Here is a 17,019-nt window from a genome sequence, read left to right on the forward strand (position 1 = left end):
TCAAAGGCGCGCGCGTCAGAGATCCAGGCTCAGGCGGACGCAGGCCTTTTCCAGGCGGGTCTTCAGCGTCGCCAGCTTGGTGGTGAACTCGGTGAGCTCGGCCTCGTCGAACTCCTGGAAGACGAATTCCCTGATGGTCTTGTACTGATCGTGCAGGCTCGCCAGATGCTTCTGCGTCTTTTCGGTCAGCGACAGCCGGACCACGCGCGCGTCGGTCGGCGAGGGCCGCCGGCGCAGCAGGCCCTTCTTCTCCAACAGCTTGGACTGGGTGGTAACGAAAGACGGGTCGACATGGAGGAGCTTGGACACGACGTTGACCGGGATGCCGTCGTCCTTGTCGAGGTCGGAGATGGCCATCAGGATCAGCCATTGCGGCCCGCTGATGCCGAGGGTTCGCGCCCAGAGCTGGCGCAGCTCCTCGAGATACATGTTGATCGACGATATCTCCCAGGTGAAGCGCCTGATGATATCGAGATTGCCGATGGGGCGCAGGCGCGCTCCTTCTTTCCTCGTCGCGGACACAGCGTCACTCCGTGAACCGATCGCTCAGCTCGGTGTTCGTGGAAGGCCATAGTCCACGCAAGCCTGCTCTGACGCAAGTGCAGAGCAGGATAATTCCGTCACTAAAACTACAAAGATGATCAACTCACCTGTTCGGCCGGGCCCGCGTGGTGTTGCGCCCGTGGTACAGGTTTAGTGAAATCAAGAAGCTGATCTAATCAGCTATGTTAATTAGGTAACAGCGCAGGCATATTGCCGCGTGACGGCGGGGGTACCTCGATCGTCCCGCTGCAGGTGGTTCGCTCACGTCCCTCGCCCCGAAAGCGGGTGAGGCCGAAAGCGCAAAGCGGCCGAGCGGATTTGAGATGCGGGACCTTGGGGGCCTCACGGTCCGGTCTTCCGCGAAATGAGCAAGTTGGAGGTTTCAAATGAGAGTGGTGAAGAGCCTTTTGCTCGGCACTGCGGCGGGTCTGATCGCCGTCGGCGGAGCGCAGGCGGCCGATCTTCCGGTCAAGGCCAAGGCGGTCGAGTACGTCAAGATCTGCACGCTGTACGGCGCCGGCTTCTACTATATCCCCGGCAGCGACACCTGCATCAAGCTGGGCGGCTACCTCCGTGCCGAAGTGGCGCTGAACGCCGGCGGAAACTACAACGGCCAGTACAACGGCGTGTCCGCGGCCAACAACCGCCTGGGCAACTACTACTCGATGCGTGCTCGTCAGGATCTCAACATCGATACGCGCACAGCGACCGAGTACGGCGTGGTGCGAACCTATTTCGATGCGGTCTTCACCTGGACGACCGGCAGCTACGCCGGCACCGGTTCTGCCACGGGTGCGACCGCCTACAGTGCCACGACGGCCAGCAACCCGTCGGACGGCGGCATCTCGGGCGGTGCGCTCGGCGTCTATTATGCCTTCATCCAGTTCGCCGGCTTCACCATGGGTAAGGCGGTGTCGCAGTTCGACGCGCCCTGGGTCAACTATCCCGGCAACAATTTCGACCAGTTGGTCGGCGGCAGCGGCTCGACCAACGGCGTCGCCCAGTTCTCCTACACCGCCGATTTCGGCCAGGGCGTGACGGCGACGATCTCGGCGCAGGACCAGACCCAGGTGTTCCAGACCAACATCTGGAACACGGCCGGCATGAGCACCACCGGTGTCCTCGGCGGCGCCTACGGCTCGAATGATATCGGCGGCAGCCGGTCGCCCGACATCGTCGGCACCGTCCGCGTCGACCAGGCCTGGGGCATGTTCCAGGCGTCGGTTGCCGCGCATGACAATCACGTCGGCTATTACGGCGCCACTGAAGTCACCGGTCATCCCGAAGACAAGTGGGGCTGGGCCGTCCAGCTTGCTCTGTCGATCAAGAACATTCCGACCGGCGCCGGCGACGTGATCAACATCTCGGGCGTCTACACCGACGGCGCGAGCCGCTACAATTTCCAGTCCCTGGCGGCGACCAGCTACTCGATGTTCGGCAGCTCGAACGCCGCCTATCAGAGCATCGGCTTCGCCGGCGTCTCCGATGCGGTGTTCGGCCCCGGCGGCGGCCTCGAGCTGACGAAGACCTACGGCTTCCGCGGTGCCTACACCCACAATTGGAGCCCGTACTGGAACACGGCGCTCTACGGCGCCTGGGCTGCGGTCAACTACAGCGGCACGGCGAAGGGCTTGATCTGCGGCAGTGCTGCGTTCGCCGCCCTGACCGGTACCTGCAATCCGGACTTCAACATCGGCCAGGTCGGCGTCATCACCCGCTGGACGCCGCTGAAGGGACTGACCTTCTCGGCCGACTTCACCTACAGCCACCTCGACCAGAAATATTCGGGCGTGATCGCGACCGGTGCGCTGACGAGCGTCGCCAAGCCGGCGGCGACCTACGAGCTGAAGGACCAGGACACCTACAGCCTGCTGCTACGCGCTCAGCGCAACTGGTAAGCTTTGCAGGTTTTCGATCGGACATGGCCCCGGCGGGATACCGCCGGGGCTTTTTCGCGGACCTTGGCTACCCTACGTCGCCCGTGCGGCGCACGAAGACGAGCCATGCGATTCAATCGGCACGGATTAATTTACTTACATGAGTTACTAAGCTATATAGCTCTCGGCCACATACGAAAGTTGCGGCTCTTAGCTTCACGCTAAGCCTCCAGAAACCTCCGGCGATGCCCCGCCGGAGGTTTTTTGTTCGGATGGCGCAGCATCAACTGCGTATCACGCGAGCGCGCGCGTTCGGCCGGTAGGCGAGGCGGCTGTGGCCGGCGCAATAGGGCTGGCCGTCGGGTGCGGTGTTGCCGCAGAAACAGAAATCGTCCGCGCCCGGCGTCGAGATCGGCCACCGGCAGCGGTTCTCGGACAATTCCAGCAGCGAGCAGCGATTGGTCTCGTCGATCGGACCGCTGACCGCGGGCCCGGCCGTCTCGCCATAGATCGTGGCGAGCATCTCGTATTGCAGCCGCGGAACGGCCTTGCGCCCCCGCGACGGCGACAGTCCTTTGTCCTGGACCTTGCGGTCGTCGACGGTCCGGCCGCGCGTCAGATTGAGCCGCGACAGCTTGCCGATCACGGCGTTGCGGCTGACGCCGATGTCGGCGGCGATCTCGCGACAGGAAAGGCCGGCATCGAAGTGCTGCTTCAGGAGTTCGATTCGTTCGTCGGTCCAGGTGGGTGAGAGAACAGGCATTTGTCGGCGGTCCCAGGTTGCAGATGTCGGCCATCCGCTGTCGAGATCCGTCCGCCTCACGTCCCGGCGCGCGCTCACGTCCTGCCATTGTCGCGGATCGACAGAAGCCCGTCCTTGATGGCGAGACGGATGCCTTCCTCGATCAATGTCCGTGCGACGCCGGGAACGCTGGTGCCGTGGGTGCCCTGTCTCACCAGCTTCTCCAGATAGGCGATGGTCGAGAGCGCCAAGGTAACGGGAATGCGGTCAGTCTCGGCTTTTTCGGTGGCCATGGCCGAACGCTAGCCTCTTACTCGGGTACATAAAAGTAACGATTAAGACTCTATTTAGGTTCGAGGGTAGAAGTCAAATCGGCCTGGGGCTAGCAGCTTATCTCTCTGAAATGTCTTGAAGATTTTGACACGACGCGGCGCGCCGCGGGAAGACACGCGGCGGTTCGCTGTCGATAGGTCCGGGAACGGGTGGGGCGGCTCAGCCGTGCACGATCGCTTTTTCGATCATGCAATGGATGCCCTTGGCGCCATTGACGGTCTGGGTCACCCGGAGATCGGCGGCCAGGCTGCACAGCGTGTAGGCGTCCTCGCGCGACAGGTTTCGCGTCTCGCCGAGCAGCGCGATCATGTCGCGCAGCGCGCGCACCACGCATTGGTCGAGATCGGGATCCATCGCCATCGTCATGTAGTGCGTCGGCGTTTCGGCGCGGGGATAGTCGAGCCTGAGGTCCTTGCGCAGCGTCAGGCGGAAGCGGCCCCGGAGCGCGGTCTCGATCGCGGTGACGCAAACCTCGCCGTCACCCTGCACGCCGTGGCCGTCGCCGCACGAGAACATTGCGCCCGGCACGAACACCGGCAGGTAGAGCGTCGCACCCGCACCCAGCTCCTTGTTGTCGAGATTGCCGCCCATCGCGCGGGGGATCAGCGACGAGATGCGGCCCCAGGCCGGCGGCGGCGACACGCCCATCACGCCGAAGAACGGCTTGAGCGGCAGGTCGAGGCCCCACGGCAGGCGCGCGACCATCCGCGACCGGTCGAGCGGAATGTTCAGGATGCGCGTCTCGTGGAAATCGTCGGGCAGGGTGCCCGACAGAGGCCTGATTATGTTCCAGCCCCAATCCTGCCGGAGCTCGACGTCGAGGATCTCGACCGCGAGCACGTCGCCTGGCTCTGCGCCCTCGACCGCGATCGGGCCGGTGAGGATGTGGCCGGGCAGCATGCGCTCGTTCCTGGCATGAACCTCGTGCATCTCGGGCGGAATGTGAAACTTGTCAGGGTCGGGCAGCAGGTCCGGGCCGCCGCTGATGGTGTCGACCGTCACCTCGTCGCCGCTCTTGACGGTGAGGACGGGTCGAAGCGCGGCTTCGAAGAAGCCCCAATGGCAGGTTTCGGGGCTGGAATGCAGGTGATGATGGGTCATGTGCCGCGTCCGTTCGGTTTCATCGGCCGCGGGCTTGACCCGGCGATCGATCCTCTTCCAAGAAGATTTCTAGAGATGGCGGGGCCGGTCAAGCCCCGCACCGGCAGGCCGGTAGATTCCAGCGAGGCTACCCTGTTTTTCGTTCTGTCCAAGACCCTCGGCGTCGCGCTGCTGCCGATCAATCTGCTGGTCGAGCTCGGAATCCTGTCCGTCGTGCTGATGATGACGCGCTTTGCCGCGTTCGGCCGCAGGCTTGCCGTGATCACGCTGGTGCTGCTGGGGCTGGCTGCGTTCTCACCGCTCGGCAATCTCCTGCTCTATCCGCTGGAGTCGCGCTTTCCGGTTTGGGATCCGTCGCGCGGCGCGCCCGACGGCATCATCGTGCTCGGCGGCTCCGTCGACACCAATCTGTCGGGGGCGCACCGCACGCCGGTCGTCGCGCACGCCGCCGATCGTCTGTTTGCGCCGGCCGAGCTCGCGCGCCGCTATCCGAACGCGCGCATCGTCTTCACCGGAGGCTCGGCGAACCTGGTTTCGAGCGAGGCGAGGGAGGCAGACTATTCCGCGCCGATCCTGGAAAATCTCGGCATCGCGAAGGAGCGCCTGATCCTCGAGCGCGACTCCCGCAACACCTGGGAGAATGCAATCTTCACGAAGGTGCTGGTGAAGCCGAAGCCGGGGGAGCGCTGGCTGCTGGTGACGTCGGCCTTCCACATGCCGCGCTCGATGGGAATCTTCCGCGCGGCCGGGTTTGACGTCGAGGCGTATCCCGTGGACTGGCGGATGGGCGGCCGCGACGATCTTTTCTCCTTCACCAACATGGCTGCGGACGGCTTGCGCCGAACCGAAGTCGCGGTGCGCGAGTGGATCGGCCTCGTGTCCTACCGTCTGATGGGCCGGACCCGCGAGTTGCTTCCTGGACCCGCGAGGGACTAGAACGAGGATCGCACAACAAGAACATGCGGCGTGCCACGCCGCGGCCGGAGGAAGCATGCAACAGCAGAGCGCAGACAGGATCGATCTCGCCGGCCTCGTCGCCGATCTGAACAGCCTCTTGCGGCTGAAGACCACGGTGATCGGCATGAAACTGTTCGCGAGCGTCACGGAGATGGAGGCGATCCCGAAAATCCGGCGGCCGAATGCGGTCCACACCACCGACCAGATCGTCAGCATGGCCGCGCGTCTCGGCTGGACCGTCGGCATCACCGCCGACGACCTCGTCGGCGCGCAGTGCCGCGCGGTGATCGGCCTTGCACCGCAGGACGAGACATGGCTCGCCGGCGCAAACTATGTCGGCGTGTGGCACGGCACGGCGGAGGACGCACGCAGGCGGCAGGAGGCGCTGGACGTGGTGCCGTTCGGCCATTACCAGGCGCTCGCCGTCAGTCCGCTCGCGAGCGGCCGGCTCAATCCGCCCGACATCTGCCTCGTCTATGCAACGCCGGGGCAGATGATCATCCTGATCAACGGGCTGCAATATACCGGCTACAAGAAGTTCGAATGGGGCGTGGTCGGCGAGACCGCTTGCGCAGATTCCTGGGGGCGGGCGCTCAAGACGGGGGAGCCCAGCCTGTCCTTGCCATGCTATGCCGAACGGCGCTATGGCGGCGTGCCGGACGAGGAGATGCTGATGGCGCTGAAGCCCGCGCATCTCGCCAAGGCAATCGAGGGCATGAAGGCGCTGGCGAAGAACGGCCTGCGCTATCCGATCCCGCCCTATGGCATTCAAAGCGACGTCCGTGCCGGCATGGGCGTGAGCTACGCGAAGAAGTAAGGGACGAGCATGAGCGCTGCGAAATTCGACATCGTCGTCTACGGTGCGACCGGTTTCACCGGCCAGCTCGTCGCCGAATACCTGGCGGCGCATTACAGGGACGACAAGGCGTTGACCTGGGCGATGGCGGGCCGCAGCCTCGACAAGCTGAAATCGGTGCGCGATGCGATTGGCGCGCCCGCCGATACGCCGCTGATCGTGGCGGATGCCTCCGACGCGGCCTCGCTGAAGGCGATGGTGGCGCAGACGAGGTCGGTGATCACGACGGTCGGGCCGTACCAGTTCTACGGCGAGGATCTGCTCGCTGCCTGCGTTGCCGCGGGCGTGGATTATTTCGATCTCTGCGGCGAGCCGGTGTGGATGCGGCAGATGATCGACAAGTACGAGGCGGCGGCCAAGGCGAGCGGCGCGCGCATCGTGTTCTCCTGCGGCTATGATTCCGTGCCGTTCGAACTCGGCACGTTCTTCGTGCAGGAAGAGGCGAGGCGCGTGTTCGGCGCACCGGCCGCGCGCGTGAAGGGCCGTGTGCGCGACATGCGCGGCACGCTGTCGGGCGGGACCGCGGCGAGTGCGAAGGCGACCTTCGATGCGGTCGCCAAGGACCTGAGCCTGGTCGCCATCCTCAACGATCATTTTGCGTTGACGCCCGGCTTCACCGGCCCGAAGCAGCCCAAGGGCAACAGGGCGGCTTACGAGGAGGACCTGCAATCCTGGGCCGCGCCTTTCATGATGGCGCTCATCAACACCCGCAACGTCCATCGCTCCAACATGCTGATGGGCTTTCCCTACGGGAAAGAATTCGTCTACGACGAGATGGTGCTGACCGGTCCCGGCGAGAAGGGCGAGGCCAACGCCAAGCGCGTGATGGCTGCCAACGCCGAGAAGACTGGCCCGAACGCACCGAAGCCGGGCGAGGGCCCCTCGAAGGAGGAGCGCGAGAACGGCCTGTTCGATCTGCTCTATGTCGCCATCGCGCCGGATGGCCGCATGGTCCGCGCCAGCGTCACCGGCGACCGCGACCCAGGCTACGGCTCGACCTCCAAGATGATCTCGGAATGCGCGATCTGCCTGCTGCGCGACGCGGCTGATGTTCCCGCCGGCTTCTGGACGCCGGGCGCCGCGATGCAGCACAAGCTCATCAAGCGGCTGCAGGACAATGCGGGGCTGACGTTCCGAGTGGAGAAATAGAGCCTAGGCGTCCTCGTGGACCTTGATCTTGTAGGCCTGCGCGGCCGCGATCATGCCCCACATCGCGCCCAGCATCATCCAGAAATGGCGCCAGTGGTCGGTGTCGATCACGAGGCTTTCGCCGACCGTGCCGAGGAACGCGGAGAAGATCGCGAGATAGGCAGGCTGCCAGGGCACGCGCACGAAGATGTGGCGGAAGCCCATGATCACCGTCGTGAACACCAGCGCGGGATAGCAAACGCCCGAAAGCCAGCCGCCGGACATGAAGGCGTTGAGGTAGGAGTTGTGGGTGTCCTCGGGGAAATAGCGGTTGAATTGTAGTGGACCGATGCCGAACGGCAGATCGAGCGCCATCTCCGCACCGAGGATGTGCCGGCCGAACCGGCCGAAGCGGCCTTCGTCGTAGCTCTGGTCGAAGCTCGCGCGCTGCTTGAACATTTCGGCGGTGGCATCGAACGACAGCAGTACCGCAATCAGCGCGAGGCCCAGCACCGCGGCGACGATCGCCATGACGATGATGCGCGAGCGCTGCGCGTTGGTGCGGCTGGTCAGCACCATCAGCGCCAGCATGAAGGCGGAGGTCAGCACCAGGCCGCCCCAGGCGGCGCGGGAGAAGGCGAGCAGGATCGCCAGCGACATGATGCCGAAGGCGATGACGTTGCGGAGCGCCCTGGCCAGCTTGTCCGAGACCACGCTCTGGAGCGCAAACAGTGCCGGCAGGATCAGGAAGGCGCCGAGCACGTTCGGGTCCTTGAATGTGCCGCGCGCGCGGCCGTAGAGCGTCAGGAGATCGGTGCCGCCGGGCACCAGGTGGAAGTATCCGGCGATCGCCAGCAGCGAAGCGACCATCGCGCCGGCCACGAGACCGCGGCGCAGCATGTCGAGCCGGGCCGCGGTGTCCTCCGAAACGACCATCGCGAAAAACACGACGGTTACAGCCATGTACCAGGAGGTCGCGATCCAGGTCGCCACCGCCGACTGATCGAACAGCGGGATCGCGCTGATCGTGTAGCCGACATTGAGAAGGACCAGTATCAGCACCAGCGGCATCAGCACGAGCTTCAGGCGCAGGCCGGTGGCAAAGAAGGTGACCGTCGCGAGCAGCGTCGCGATCTCGTAGGGGCTGGGCTCGATGAAGACGATCGCGCCGGAGGCGCCGACCAGCCACACCAGCGCGCGCTGCAGCGCCAGCACGCCGGGCGCAGCGGGCGCCGTTACGTTCACTCCACCGGCTGTTGCCGCATACGCCATCACGCGCCCATACGCTTACGCTACTCGTCATCACACAACACTTCTGCCGTCATGCCCCGCGAAGGCGGGGCATCCAGTACGCCGCGCTGTCAGTGGCGACGTTCGCCGCCGGCGTTTACTGGATCACCCGGCCAAGCCGGGTGATGACAGCGCGTTCCTGGCGCATTCAGTCTCAATACGCGTTCTCGTTCTTGGTCAGCAGCGAGATCGGCGTCTTCAGGAGAATGACGAGGTCGAACAGCACCGACCAGTTCTCGATGTAATAGAGATCGAACTCGACGCGTTTCTGGATCTTCTCTTCGTTGTCGATCTCGCCTCGCCAGCCGTTGATCTGCGCCCAACCGGTGATGCCTGGCTTGACGCGGTGACGGGCGAAATAGCCGTCGACGGCTTCGTCGAACAGGCGGCTCTGGAGCTTGCCCTGCACGGCATGCGGGCGGGGGCCAACCAGCGAGAGATTGCCTGAAAACACCACGTTGAAGAGCTGCGGCAGTTCGTCCAGGCTGGTCTTGCGGATGAAGCGGCCGACGCGGGTGACGCGCGGATCGTTCTTGGTCACGACCTTGGCGGCGGTCGGATCCGTCTCATGGTGATACATCGAGCGGAACTTGTAGACGTCGATGCGCTCGTTGTTGAAGCCGAAGCGCTTCTGGCGGAACAACACCGGGCCGGGACTGTCTAGCTTCACTGCGAGCGCGACGAGGCCCATCACCGGCAGCGCGGCGAGCAGCGCGAGGCTGCCGACGACGCGGTCGAACAGCCATTTCATCACGAGGTCCCAGTCGGTGATCGGGGCCTCGAACACGTCGAGCGTCGGCACCTTGCCGAGATAGGAATAGGAGCGGGGACGGAAGCGCAGCTTGTTGGTGTGTGCGGACAGACGAATGTCGACCGGCAGCACCCAGAGCTTCTTCAGCATTTCCAGGATGCGCGTCTCGGCCGAGATCGGCAGCGCGAACAGCACGAGATCGACGCGGGTGCGGCGGGCGAACTCGACGATGTCGTCGACCTTGCCGAGCTTGCGCGCGCCGGCGCAGGTGTCGAGCGCGCGGCTGTCGTTACGGTCGTCGAACACGCCGAGCACGTCAATGTCGGAATCCTCCTGCGCCTTCAGCGCCTCGACCAACTGCTCGCCGTTGCTGTCGGAGCCGACGATGATGGTGCGGCGGTCGAGCCGGCCCTCGCGCGCCCAGCCGCGCACCATCGAGCGCAGCACCAGGCGCTCGACCATCAGTGCCGCGAGCCCGAGGACATAGAAAGCGGCAGCCCATAGCCGCGATACCTCGCTGCCGAACTTGGCGAAGAACGAGATGCCGATGAACAGCAGGAAAACGAACGACCAGGACGAGATCATCCGTGTCATCTGCCGTAGCTGCCCACGGAACAGCTGCACCTGGTAGATATCCGCGGCCTGGAAGCAGACCACGGCGGCCACGGCGATGGCGACGACCGCCGCAGGATAGACCCAGCTGAAGGCGCCGGCGAGCGGCATGACGTAACCGAGATAGAGCGCAATGCCGACGAGGCTGAGCAGCGCGAAGTCGGCGAGGCGAACGAAGCCCGCGATCACGATCGGTGAATAGGCGCGTGCGACCTTCTGGTTGACGACCTCGAGCGCCGCAGGCGACAGCCGACGCCGGCGCTCGACAAAGGGCTGGCCATCAGGCTTTGCCGCGGCGCTGGCCGCGGCGTCGAGCATCAAGCGTGCGTTGAGCGGTTCCACGGGCTTCCACGTCCATTCCAAAATCCGCCGCACGGCCTTGCGCGCCCGGGCAAGCATCCCCCGGCGTCTGGATTATCGGACAAATCGGAAGATTTTCTAAAGCGCGCTTAAGAATGGTTAATGGTTGGTGAATGCGTCGCGATAGCCGGCGAGCACGCCCTCGACCATCGCGGCCTGCGAGAAGTGCGCCGAGATGCGATCGCGCAAGGACACCGCACGCTGCGCGGTCTTCTGCGGATCGTCGAGTGCCGCGGCGATCGCCTCCGCCATGGCTTCGGAATTGCTCGCCGCGAACAGGGCCGGGCTTTCGGCGCCGAAGATCTCCGGGATGCCGCCGATGCGGGATGCGATCATGGGAATGCCGGCGGCACCCGCTTCGATCACGACATAGGGCATCGAATCGCCGCGCGAGGGGACGACCAGGAGCCGGCCCTTGGAGAAGCCGTAGCGCGCCTTGACGTGGCCGATGAAGCGGATCGCAGCGGTGAGGCCGAGCCTTTCGACCTGGGCCTTCAAGGCGGCCGTCTCCTCGCCGTCGCCGCCGAGGGTCAGCGTGACCTTCTTGCCTCCCTCGTGCAGGCGCGCCACGGCATCGACCAGGAGGTCGGCTCCCTTGATGTGCCTGAACTCGCCGACATAGCAGAGGTCGGTGGCATCGTCGGCGGTGACGACAGGCTCGAACTCCTCGGGCGTGACGCCGTTGAAGACGCAACGCACCACGCCTTTGGGCGTCCCGACGATGCGCTGATAGGTGTCGCGGGCGAAGGCGCTCTCGAACAGGAACAAATCCGTCGAACCCATCAGCGCGCGCTCGAGCCGCGCGTAGAACTCGCCCTTGAAGGTGTTGAGCGGATAATGCAGCGAGCCGCCATGCGGGGTGTAGATGCGGATGGTGTCATCGGAGCGCCGACGCATGCGGATGAAGGCGCCGGCCTTGGCGCCGTGGCCGTGCAGCACATCGGGCTCGAGCGCGGCAATCAGCCGCCGCATGCGAAGCCAGACCAGGACGTCGTCGGGTGATGGTTCGCGGCGGATGGCCATGCGGTGAACGCCGAGCTTCAGTCGCGGTGCGAGTTCGGCCAGCGCCTTGTCGGCGCGCTCGCCGCCGGTGAGGCTGTCGGCGAGGATGCCGACGTGATGGCCGCGGTCGACCTGGCCGTTGGCGACGTCGAGGATATGGCGGAAGATTCCGCCGACCGGAGCGCGCACGGCGTGCAGGATGCGAAGCGGCCGGTCGGGAGAGGGGGGCATGATCAAACCACTCGACGGCGACTGCCGAACAATCCTTGCGAAATAATCGAGACGGATTAAGGGGCCTCGTAGTTAACAAATGGTGACGAGCCTGCATGCACTGCTCGCCGCCGGATGCCCGGATTAACACAGCAGCAACCTTAATGGAGTGTAATCGCCGCGGTTGAGGTAGAGTCGCAGCGTTGCCCTGCGGGAGTGTTCGATGCGTTTAGCGTTCTGGCGTGCCGGCAAGGACAAGGCGTTGATCGCGCGGGTCGTCGCGAAGCCGAAAGCCAAAGCCGCGCCCAAGGTCCAAACAGAGTTCGAAGCAAAGGCCGAGGCCGAGGTCGACGCAAAGGTCGAAGCAAAGCCGGCGCGCGTTGCCGACAAGCCCGCGCAAATCGAGTCCGGAGACATCGATCTGCATGCGCTCGGTGCGGCCTTGGCGCGCAAGCGCCGCTGGATCATCGTGCCGACGGTGCTGGCGCTCGTCGCTTCCCTCGCCATCGTCAATTTCATCACGCCCCGCTACAAGTCCGAAGCGCGCATCCTGGTCGACGGCCGTGAGAACGTGTTTCTGCGCCCGAACAGCGACCGCGTCGAGGAGCGGCAGGCGCTCGATGCCGAGGCGGTCACCAGCCAGGTGCAGTTGGTGCTGTCGCGCGATCTCGCGCGCGAGATCATCAAGAAGAACAAGCTAGCCGAGCGACCCGAATTCGACCCGGTCCTGCAGGGCGTCTCGCCGCTGAAATCGCTTGCCGCGCTGATCGGTATCGTCCGCGATCCGTTCGCGATGACGCCGGAAGAGCGCGTGCTCGATGCCTATTACGAACGTCTTCAGGCCTACGCGGTCGACAAGTCGCGCGTCATCGTGGTCGAGTTTCAGTCCGCCGATCCCGAGCTTGCCGCGCGCGTCGCCAATTCGATCGCCGACGGCTATCTTGTCCTGCAGCAGGCGGCGCGCCAGGAGCAGGCCAAGAACGCCAGCCAGTGGCTGGCCGGCGAGATCGAGAGCTTGCGCAAGAAGGTCTCCGAGGCCGAGGCTCGGGTCGAGGACTTCCGTTCCAAGTCGAGCCTGTTCGTCGGCACCAACAACACCACGCTTTCGAACCAGCAGATGGGCGAGGTCAACACCCAGCTCAACAATGCGCGCTCGATGAAGGCGGACGCGGAATCCAAGGCGCGGTTGATCAAGGAAATGCTCCAGAGCGGCAAGCCGATCGAGGCGTCCGAGGTCGTGAACTCGGAATTGATGCGGCGGCTGTCGGAGCAGCGCGTGACGCTGCGCGCGCAACTTGCGGAGCAGTCGTCCACGCTGCTCGGCAATCATCCGCGGATCAAGGAGCTGAAGGCGCAGCTCGGCGATCTCGACAATCAGATCCGGGACGAAGCGGCCAAGATCTCGCGCTCGCTCGAAAGCGACGCGCGGATCGCGAGCGGCCGGGTCGACGGGCTGATGACGAGCCTCGAGCAGCTCAAGAAGCAGGCAGCCTCCACCAACGGCCAGGACGTCCAGCTCCGCGCGCTGGAGCGCGAGGCCAAGGCGCAACGCGACCTTTTGGAAACGTACCTTGCCAAGTACCGCGAGGCCAATACCCGCGAAACCATCGATACCGCGCCGACGGACGGCCGCATCATCTCGCGCGCCATGGCCTCGAACACGCCGGCCTATCCGAAGAAGCTGCCGATCGTGTTGATCGCGACCATCGCGACGCTTTTGCTGTCGTCCGGAGTCGTCGTCACCGGCGAGCTGCTACGTCAGACCGCTCCGCGGGTGGCAGTGGCAATGGGCCCGGCCCAGGCGCCGGTGCGCCGTGAGCCGATCGTGGTTCAGCGCGCCGCCCAGCCTGATCTGGACCCCGTCGTCGATCCGGTCCAGGCGGAGCCCGCGCCGCTGCAGCCTGCGATGCCGACCGGCATGGACGTCACCGAGTTCGCCGAGATCGAGCGTCTGGCCGACAATCTGCGCGACGCGGGCGCTGCCGCGCGAAAGGTCACGGTGCTCGGCACCGCGCCCGGCGACGCCATCACGTTGTCGGCCCTCACGCTCGCCCGGCACCTTTCGCGCGATGCCCGCGTCGTCGTCGTCGATCTCGCAGCAGACTCGCCGATCATTGCCGCGGTGTCCGTCGATGCGTCGGCTCCGGGCCTTGCCGAACTGATGCAGGGCGAGGCGTCGTTCGCGCAGATCATCACCCGGGACAAGCTGTCGCGGCTGCACCTCGTGATGCCCGGCCGTCCCGGCTTCGACCGCAGCCTGCTGCAATCGCCGCGCGTGGCGCTTGCGATCGACGCCCTGCTGCGCGCCTACGATCACGTGCTGATCGACGCCGGCAGCGCCTCGGACCTGCCGGCCGACCTGTTGACGGCGCATGCCCGCGCCGTCGTGGTGCCCGATGCGTCGATGGAAGCGGAGGCGCGCATCCTGATGTGCGAGCAGTTGAAGGCGGTCGGCTTCAGCGAGGTGACGATGCTGAGCAAGCCGGTGCAGCCGGCGGATGCCGTGGAGACGCCGCGCGTGGTGGCAGCGTAGGCTCTTCTTTCTCCGTACATTCGAATCGTAGGGTGGGCAAAGGCGCGTTTGCGCCGTGCCCACCACCTGCTGTTGATGCGAAGAAGACGTGGGCACGCTCCGCTTTGCCCACCCTACGACATCAGTGTATGCGGAGGGTCCTTTACCCGAACGCCTGCCGCAGCCGTCGGGCCATGTCGAACAGCATCTGGTTCTGCTTCACCAGGCGCTTGCCGTGGCTGAGCGAGGACATCGCCATCGCCGCGAGCTTGCCGCGCGAGGTCAGGGGCACGAAGCTGTCGAAGATCTCCTCGTCGTCCTTGCAGAACATCCGCTTGTAGTCGTCCGTGCCGATGCCGAGGTCGAGCGAGCGGTAGCCGCGTTCGGCGTAGCAATCGATGATGTAGCGCATCAGGATCAGGCCGGGGCTGTAACGGGCGTGCTCGGACATCGTGTAGGTGTTGAACATCATCGAGAAGCGCTCTCCGTCGGCGACGCCGGCGAAGATCGCGATAACCTCGTAGTCGCATTCGAGCGCGTGGATGTCGATGGCGCGGCCTTCACCGCGCGGGGCAAGGCAGGCGCTGCGGATGAACTGTTCGACGCCGGGCTCGGCGAAGACGTTCGGCAATTTCTGCTCGGCCATCCGCGCCGGCTTGACGCGGAAGAACCAGTCGAGCAGGCGGGTGATATCGGTGTCCGTCGTGGCCAGGTGATAGCGATAGCCTGCGAGTGCCTGGAGCTTCTTTTCCTTGCTCTTGAGGCGGCGGCGGAAGGAATTGCTGATCCGCGATTCCGGTAGGCCGCCGGGCTCCAGCGCCAGCAGTGGACAGCCGTTGATCGAACTCTGTCGCGGCAGCAATGCAAACGGATTCTGCTGGTCGTGCCAGCGCAGCGGCTGCTGGCCGAGCACGAGTACGTCGACATGCTCGCGCAGCGGCGCAAGAAGCGCGTCGAGATCGGCACTGGCGGCCTGCGCTGCGAACTCGGCATTCCACAGACCCATGTTGAAGGTCGTGTGCTTGCCGCCCATGAAGCAGGCCGTGCGCACGCCGCGGCTTTGGCGCAGCGAGAATGGCAGCAGCAGGAGCGGCCGGCGCTCGGCGTCGCGGGCGATCACGACGAACGGCAAGGCGCCTTCGCGGGCGCCGACCTGTCTTTGCCACGGGCCGAGCAGGTCGAAACGCTGGTAAGGCGTGAAGAGATGGCCGTTGGCCTCGAAGGCGCGCCAGACCACCTCGGCCTCGGCGAGTTCGGTGACGACATCAACCTGCGCGATACGGCTCGCTTTCGACCGCGCTGGCGCTTCTGCCGTCCGGCTTTGCATCGCCGCAGCCATGGTCATTCGCGAAACCTGTCGAGAAATCGAAAAATGCGTCGTTCGGCCTGTGGCCGACCTTTGCAAACAAAGGTCAACAAAGGGTAATGACGATCGCGGAGGGAACGGACCGCCGGGCGAGCGCGAAGGGTGGGATTGTGGCTTCCGACGACAGATGGCTCCAACGGCTGCGCCTCGAGCTGGCCTGGTTCACTGGCCGGGCTCTGCTGCGCAGCCGCGGTGCCGGCGCCATCCTGTGCTTTCGACATGTGCGGCCGCGGCGCCGGGGCGGATTTCAGCCGCTGCGAAAGCACGAGGTCACCCCTCAATTTCTCGACCGCGCCATTCGTGCGCTGAAGCGCTGGGACTACGATCTCGTCGGCATGGACGAAGTCTGCCGGCGCGCGGTGACGCTGCCGGAGAAGCGTCGCTTCGTGGCGCTGACCTTCGACGGCGCCAGCAAGGATCTCGCCACCTTTGCCTATCCGGTGCTGACGCGTCACGCCGTGCCCTTCACGATCTATGTGCCGACCGCCTTTCCGGACGGCGTCGGCGAGGCTTGGTGGCTGGGGCTGGAGCAGGTGATCGCGCGCGAGAGCCGCATCATCCTGATGATGGGCGAGAAGGAGCAGCGATTTACCGTTACCGACGATGCCGGGAAGCGGGCGCTGTTCTCCCATCTCGAGGGCTGGCTGCGCTCGCTGCCGCATGCGAACCTGTCGGCTGCGATCGCCGACCTCTGCACGCGCTACCGCGTCGACCTCGCCGCGCTCTCGCGCGAGGCGTCGATGAACTGGGAGGACCTTGCGAGGTTCGCTGCGGATCCGCTGGTCACGATCGGCAGCGCGACCGTGAATTATCCCGATCTCGCCAATCTGACGGATCCGGCCGCGCTGCGCGAGATGAAGATGGGCAAGGCCGTTGCTGAATCGGCTTTCCACCGCGAGATCAGGCATTCCGCCTTTCCGTTCGGCGACCGCGCCTCGTTCCGGCGCAGCCACGTCGTGATGGCGGAGGAGGCAGGCTTTGCCAGCGCGGTGTCGACGATCCCCGGCATCGTGGAGGCGGAAGGTCGTACCAATCTGCGCGCGTTGCCGCGGATCTGCTGGAACGGCCGCGTTGGTTCCCTGCGCCTGCTGCGCGTGCTGGTGTCGGGCGCTGCCTTCGCGCCGGTACGGCCGACCGGCAGTGCTACGAGCCGGACTTGACGCGGTCGGGCCGCTGCATCCAGCTCACGATCGGCATCGCCGGCAGCACCCAGCCCATGCCGACGACCACATAGTAGATCGCCTGTCGCCAGCCGGATTCGGCGATCCACGGCATCTGCGCCGCCGCCATGCCGAGCAGGGCCCAGACCGTGGCCAGCACCAGGAGCAGGATGGCGCCGAGGAACTTACGGGTGCGGATGGTCATGGCGGATTATTGGC

General features: G+C 65.2%; 15 protein-coding genes. 6 read left to right on the forward strand and 9 right to left on the reverse strand.

Annotated elements, in window-relative coordinates:
• Positions 1-15: 15 nt before the first annotated feature.
• Positions 16-522, reverse strand: coding sequence for a MarR family winged helix-turn-helix transcriptional regulator (locus AC3WLX_RS23950; RefSeq protein ID WP_291620008.1), 507 nt, complete (start codon positions 520-522; stop codon positions 16-18).
• Positions 523-929: 407 nt separating this feature from the next.
• On the opposite strand from AC3WLX_RS23950, the gene AC3WLX_RS23955 reads away from it, so the two are divergent.
• Positions 930-2,441: a porin gene (locus tag AC3WLX_RS23955; RefSeq protein ID WP_492337820.1), complete on the forward strand. Its 1,512-nt coding sequence runs from the start codon at positions 930-932 to the stop codon at positions 2,439-2,441.
• Between the two features lie 262 nt (positions 2,442-2,703).
• Here the strand turns inward: AC3WLX_RS23955 and AC3WLX_RS23960 are convergent, their stop codons facing one another.
• The 3 genes from AC3WLX_RS23960 to AC3WLX_RS23970 form a co-directional block, all read right to left on the reverse strand.
• Positions 2,704-3,183: a GcrA family cell cycle regulator gene (locus AC3WLX_RS23960; RefSeq protein WP_492337821.1), complete on the reverse strand. Its 480-nt coding sequence runs from the start codon at positions 3,181-3,183 to the stop codon at positions 2,704-2,706.
• A 74-nt stretch (positions 3,184-3,257) separates the two neighbouring features.
• Positions 3,258-3,455: a hypothetical protein gene (locus tag AC3WLX_RS23965; protein ID WP_024341172.1), complete on the reverse strand. Its 198-nt coding sequence runs from the start codon at positions 3,453-3,455 to the stop codon at positions 3,258-3,260.
• A gap of 199 nt (positions 3,456-3,654) precedes the next feature.
• Positions 3,655-4,596, reverse strand: a complete 942-nt coding sequence (locus AC3WLX_RS23970) for an acetamidase/formamidase family protein (protein WP_492337822.1) — start codon at positions 4,594-4,596, stop codon at positions 3,655-3,657.
• A 168-nt stretch (positions 4,597-4,764) separates the two neighbouring features.
• Here AC3WLX_RS23970 and AC3WLX_RS23975 point away from each other — a divergent pair, with 168 nt between their 5' ends.
• The 3 genes from AC3WLX_RS23975 to AC3WLX_RS23985 are packed head-to-tail and all read left to right on the forward strand — an operon-like array spanning position 4,765 to position 7,558.
• Complete coding sequence (locus AC3WLX_RS23975; RefSeq protein ID WP_492337914.1) at positions 4,765-5,532, forward strand: YdcF family protein; 768 nt, start codon at positions 4,765-4,767, stop codon at positions 5,530-5,532.
• A gap of 55 nt (positions 5,533-5,587) precedes the next feature.
• Positions 5,588-6,370: a DUF169 domain-containing protein gene (locus AC3WLX_RS23980; RefSeq protein ID WP_492337823.1), complete on the forward strand. Its 783-nt coding sequence runs from the start codon at positions 5,588-5,590 to the stop codon at positions 6,368-6,370.
• A gap of 9 nt (positions 6,371-6,379) precedes the next feature.
• Positions 6,380-7,558, forward strand: a complete 1,179-nt coding sequence (locus AC3WLX_RS23985; RefSeq protein WP_492337824.1) for a saccharopine dehydrogenase family protein — start codon at positions 6,380-6,382, stop codon at positions 7,556-7,558.
• Positions 7,559-7,561: 3 nt separating this feature from the next.
• Here the strand turns inward: AC3WLX_RS23985 and AC3WLX_RS23990 are convergent, their stop codons facing one another.
• The 3 genes from AC3WLX_RS23990 to AC3WLX_RS24000 form a co-directional block, all read right to left on the reverse strand.
• Positions 7,562-8,809: an O-antigen ligase family protein gene (locus AC3WLX_RS23990; RefSeq protein ID WP_492337825.1), complete on the reverse strand. Its 1,248-nt coding sequence runs from the start codon at positions 8,807-8,809 to the stop codon at positions 7,562-7,564.
• A 172-nt stretch (positions 8,810-8,981) separates the two neighbouring features.
• Complete coding sequence (locus AC3WLX_RS23995; protein WP_291619988.1) at positions 8,982-10,532, reverse strand: undecaprenyl-phosphate glucose phosphotransferase; 1,551 nt, start codon at positions 10,530-10,532, stop codon at positions 8,982-8,984.
• 117 nt (positions 10,533-10,649) lie between these two features.
• Positions 10,650-11,783 carry a glycosyltransferase family 4 protein gene (locus AC3WLX_RS24000; RefSeq protein WP_291619986.1) on the reverse strand — a complete coding sequence of 378 codons (1,134 nt, stop codon included), beginning with the start codon at positions 11,781-11,783 and terminating at the stop codon, positions 10,650-10,652.
• Between the two features lie 202 nt (positions 11,784-11,985).
• Between AC3WLX_RS24000 and AC3WLX_RS24005 the strand changes: the two genes are divergently transcribed.
• A complete protein-coding gene (locus AC3WLX_RS24005) occupies positions 11,986-14,295 on the forward strand; it encodes a GumC family protein (protein ID WP_492337826.1) in 2,310 nt (769 codons plus the stop codon).
• Positions 14,296-14,437: 142 nt separating this feature from the next.
• Here AC3WLX_RS24005 and AC3WLX_RS24010 read toward each other — a convergent pair whose 3' ends face one another.
• A complete protein-coding gene (locus AC3WLX_RS24010) occupies positions 14,438-15,619 on the reverse strand; it encodes a GNAT family N-acetyltransferase (RefSeq protein ID WP_492337827.1) in 1,182 nt (393 codons plus the stop codon).
• A 131-nt stretch (positions 15,620-15,750) separates the two neighbouring features.
• On the opposite strand from AC3WLX_RS24010, the gene AC3WLX_RS24015 reads away from it, so the two are divergent.
• Entirely contained in the window at positions 15,751-16,800 is a 1,050-nt protein-coding gene (locus AC3WLX_RS24015) for a polysaccharide deacetylase family protein (RefSeq protein ID WP_492337828.1), read from the forward strand.
• Here the strand turns inward: AC3WLX_RS24015 and AC3WLX_RS24020 are convergent.
• Entirely contained in the window at positions 16,784-17,005 is a 222-nt protein-coding gene (locus AC3WLX_RS24020; protein WP_018320088.1) for a DUF2842 domain-containing protein, read from the reverse strand. The genes AC3WLX_RS24015 and AC3WLX_RS24020 overlap by 17 nt on opposite strands.
• Between the last annotated feature and the right edge of the window lie 14 nt (positions 17,006-17,019).

This window comes from Bradyrhizobium sp. FW305-F6 (assembly GCF_058782905.1).